The 4,320-nt window shown below is 42.0% G+C and carries 2 protein-coding genes and 2 pseudogenes; 1 reads left to right on the forward strand and 3 read right to left on the reverse strand.

What is annotated here, in order from left to right; genetic code table 11:
- On the forward strand, window positions 1-238 hold a 238-nt coding region (locus tag J7K79_RS03830; protein WP_296905354.1), incomplete at its 5' end, for a hypothetical protein.
- A gap of 73 nt (window positions 239-311) precedes the next feature.
- Here J7K79_RS03830 and J7K79_RS03835 read toward each other — a convergent pair.
- The 3 genes and pseudogenes from J7K79_RS03835 to J7K79_RS03850 all read right to left on the reverse strand — a co-directional run.
- Window positions 312-1,646 (reverse strand): annotated as a pseudogene (locus J7K79_RS03835) (GH1 family beta-glucosidase).
- A gap of 122 nt (window positions 1,647-1,768) precedes the next feature.
- The gene (locus J7K79_RS03840; RefSeq protein WP_366932584.1) at window positions 1,769-1,978 is read right to left on the reverse strand and encodes a hypothetical protein; all 210 of its coding nucleotides are present in this window, start codon (window positions 1,976-1,978) and stop codon (window positions 1,769-1,771) included.
- 84 nt (window positions 1,979-2,062) lie between these two features.
- Window positions 2,063-4,209: pseudogene (locus J7K79_RS03850) on the reverse strand (glycosyl transferase); the annotation flags it as partial.
- Window positions 4,210-4,320: the final 111 nt, after the last annotated feature.

Raw genomic sequence — 4,320 nt, forward strand, 5'->3', positions numbered from 1 at the left:
ACTTAATGATGTTTATTTAGTGTTAATTAGTGAGTTCCTATTTATCCTCTCAAGCCATAGAATTTACCCAACTGAAACATTGATTCAAACTCCTGGTGTTTTTTCATTTATTTGGTGCTATAACTTAACACATTTGTCCAGACCTATATGTATTTTGACACATTTATTACTTCCACTTCAAGGCGAGAAAACAGGAGAAAATGGGAGAATATTTTGGTTAAATGAAAATAATCACTGATATTTGAGAGGAATGAATGAATATCTGGAAAAAACTTGGTATCAAAAGGAAAAAAGAGCGGGGGTTCCCGCTCTTAATCTTCCAGACCGTTGCTTTTTATAACTTTTGAATACCAGTAGCCACTATCTTTTATGATTCTTTTCTGTGTTTTGTAGTCAACGTACACAATTCCGAATCTCTTTGAGTAACCTTCCGCCCATTCAAAGTTGTCAAGTAGTGACCAGACAAAATATCCTTTTAGCGGAACCCCGTCTTGAATGGCTCTCCATGCCTGTCCAATATGGGCTTTCAAATAGTCTATCCTGTTTTGATCGTGAACTTTTCCATCCTCATCTACTACATCATCATAGGCTGCACCATTTTCTGTAATGTATATTTCTTTCGGGTTATATTCATCTCTTACTCCTTTCAGGATATGGTACAACCCTTCTGGGACAATTTCCCAACCCATTGCAGTCTTGGGTAAATCCCTCTCTACAACGGATGCTCCACCAGGTGAATTCGGATCGTACTTTACCAGGTGTCCTGAGTAGTAGTTGATACCGACAAAGTCTATTTCTTGCTGGATTTCGTTCATGTCCTCTTTGTAGTTCTTTGGAAGGAATTTCTCGGCAAATTCAAGAACAAGTTCGGGATAATCACCTTTGCATATTGGATTCAAAAACAAGGGATAGTTAGTGAATTGATGGGAGAATTTAGCAACTCTTACATCTTTTTCATCATCGCTTGCAGGTTCGAAATATCCGTTATTGAAGACAATTCCTATTTTTCCATCTTTTACAAGTTCTCAGAAGATCTTCACCGATTTTGCGTGAGCTCTCAAGAGGTTGTGAACAGCGTGAAACGCTATGTAGATATCTTTCATCCCAGGGGCGTGAACTCCGTACAGATGTCCCACAACAGCAACAACCCAAGGTTCGTTCAAGGTGATCCAGTGTTTTACACGATCGCCGAAATTTTCAAAGAGGATTCTTGAGTATTCAGCAAACCAGTCGGCTATGTCTCTGTTTGCCCATCCTCCCTTCAACTGAAGTGCAAAGGGGAGATCCCAGTGATAGATAGTTACAAATGGTGTGATGTCTTTTTCCAAGAGGGTGTCTATGATTTTGTTGTAAAAGTCCAGACCTTTCTGATTCGCCTTTCCCGTTCCTTCAGGCAGGACCCTTGGCCAGCTTATGGAGAATCTGTAGGCTTTTGCACCTAGAGTTTCCATGAGTTCGATATCCTCTTTCCATCTGTTGTAGTGATCACAGGCTACATCTCCCGTATCTCCGTTTTTCACGTTTCCAGGAGTGTGTGAAAAGGTATGCCAGATGGACAATCCCGCTCCATCCGCCAGAGGGGAACCTTCAATTTGATAAGAAGCAGTTGCCACTCCCCACAGAAAGCCTTCTGGGAATTTTTTCATAATCCTTCACCTCGCTGTTTTGGTTTTACCGGAACATTTTAGCACAGACTCACGCAAAGAAAGAAGAGGAAACTCCTTCTCTTTGTGAGACATATTGAGAAAATTTATCTTAAGGAGGCGGGCTATCCCATTGTTACTTGCACTTTGTGAGTTTTACCATCGTTAAAGAGAGGAAGAACCTGTCCTTTTATCTTTTCACCATCAACAATGATTTCTTTTACATCCTTGGATACATGGAACGGATTTTTTACCTCAATCTCATAAGTTGTTCCCCTGAATTTCCTTACTACTTTGAAGCTTTCCCACTCTTCTGGAATGCAGGGATCTATCATCAAACCATCGTATGTGGGTCTGATTCCCAGAATATGTTGAGTTACAGAAACAAAGTTCCAGGCTGCTGTTCCCGTAAGCCATGAGTTTTTGGCTTCACCATGCCTTGGAGCATCCTTTCCTGCGACCATTTGCGCATAAACGTAAGGCTCTGTTCTGTGAATTTCGCTGATATCTTCCAGATAGGTGGGTGTGATCTTTCTGTATATTTCAAAGGCTCTTTCCCCTCTTCCAATGACGGTTTCTGCGATGATGACCCAGGGATTGTTGTGACAGAAATTCCTGCATTTTCTTTGTAACCAGGAGGGTAACTTGATATCTCTCCAAGTTCGATGTAGTATCTGCTGTAGGCAGGTTGCTGTAAGACAAGGCCGTAAGGGGAGTCCAAATACTTTTTTACTGAATTGAGTGCTTTCTGAGCGTATCCGTTTTCCACACCGATTCCCGCCATGACACACATTCCCTGGGGTTCTATGAAGATCTTTCCTTCTTCACACTCTTTGCTTCCAACCTTCCTTCCGAAGGCATCGTACGCTCTCAAGAACCATTCTCCATCCCATCCATACTTCAAAGTGGTATCTATCATCTTGTTTACGCGCTTTTCCGCCTTTTTCGCTTCTTCTTCCAGACCCATTCTTTTGCAGATTTCTATGAATTCCTTCCCTGCCAGAACAAAGAGCCCTGCTATGAAGATAGATTCTGCCACCCTTCCATCAAGGGCGTTCTCCGTGGTTTGAAACGACTCATCCGGATTTTTGGAAAAACAGTTCAGATTCAAGCAGTCGTTCCAGTCCGCTCTGCCGATGAGAGGAAGACCATGAGGTCCTAAATTGTTGACCGTGTAATAGAACGATCTCTTCAGATGTTCAAAGAGTGAGGCCTTTTTGTTTGGATCGTTGTCAAAAGGAACTTCTTCCTCTAGAATGCTCCAGTCTCCCGTCTCTTTTATATATGCACTGGTTGAGAGTATGAGCCACAGAGGATCATCGTTGAAACCTCCACCAATCTCGTTGTTACCACGCTTCGTGAGAGGCTGGAATTGATGATACGTGCTTCCATCTTCGAACTGTATGGATGCAAGATCCAGTATTCTTTGCCTTGCCTTTTCTGGTATCATGTGGACGAAACCCAGTATGTCCTGATTTGAATCCCTGAAACCTATTCCTCTGCTAATTCCAGATTCGAAGTAAGAAGCACTTCTGGCTATGTTGAACGTGACCATGCACTGATACTGATTCCATATATTCACCATGCGGTTCAATCTTTCATCGGATGTTTTTACCTGGATTTTGCTGAGGAGATCGTTCCAGTACTCTTTCAGCTCGTTCAGTGCTCTCTCCACATCTTCAGCTGTCTTGAAGCATTCTATCATCTTTTTCGCACGTGTTTTGTTTATAACTCCCGGTTTTTCCCATTTCTCTGACTCGGGATTCTCCACGTATCCAAGTATGAAGATAAGGTCCTTCTTCTCGAAAGGAGAGAGTTCCAGTTCCACACAGTGAGAGGCTATAGGTGCCCAACCACTCACCACGGAGTTCCTTGGTTTTCCTTCCACAACCGCCTGAGGTGCTTCAAATCCGTTGTACAGACCTATGAAAGATTCTCTGTCCGTATCGAATCCCGCGATGGGTCTATTCACAGAGTAAAAGGCATAGTGGTTTCTTCGTTCTCTGTACTCTGTTTTGTGGTAAATCACAGCACCTTCCACTTCCACTTCACCTGTACTGTAGTTCCTTTGAAAGTTCGTCATATCATCGAGTGCGTTCCAAAGACAGAATTCCACAAAGGAAAAGAGTTTTATCTTTCTGGGAGTATCCGCTCTGTTTTCCAGAACAAGATAATGTACCTCTCCTGTGAAGCTTCTTGGAACAAAGTAAGTAATAGTGGCTCTCAACTCGTTTCTTTCACCTGTGATCTTTGTGTATCCAAGGCCGTGTCTTGCTTCAAAGAAGGAGAGATCTTTTCTAACTGGCATCCAGGTGGGAGACCAGAAATCTCCATTCTCTTCCCTTATGTAGAAATATCTTCCACCTGCATCTGTTGGAACGTTATTGTACCTGAACCTCGTTATTCTTCTCAATCTTGCATCTTTGTAGAAGCAGTAACCTCCTGCCATGTGAGAGATGATGGAATAAAAGTCCTCTGTTCCCAGATAGTTTATCCAGGGATATGGAGTTTTAGGAGTGGTAATCACGTATTCTTTGTTTTCATCATCGAAATAACCAAATTTCATGCAATACCACCTCTTTAAGAATTTTTTGAAGATTTTAAGTATTCTAGTATGAAAATGTTTTCATTCAAAATTTGAGGAAAAGAGGCTATACGTGAATATCGATAAATATTC

This window comes from Thermotoga sp. (assembly GCF_021162145.1).
Classification (GTDB): Bacteria; Thermotogota; Thermotogae; order Thermotogales; family Thermotogaceae; genus Thermotoga.

Coding starts and splice junctions, on each gene's coding strand:
- J7K79_RS03840 (WP_366932584.1), bottom strand. CDS start 1,978: ATGATAGATCCCTGCATTCCAGAAGAGTGGGAAAGCTTCAAAGTAGTA.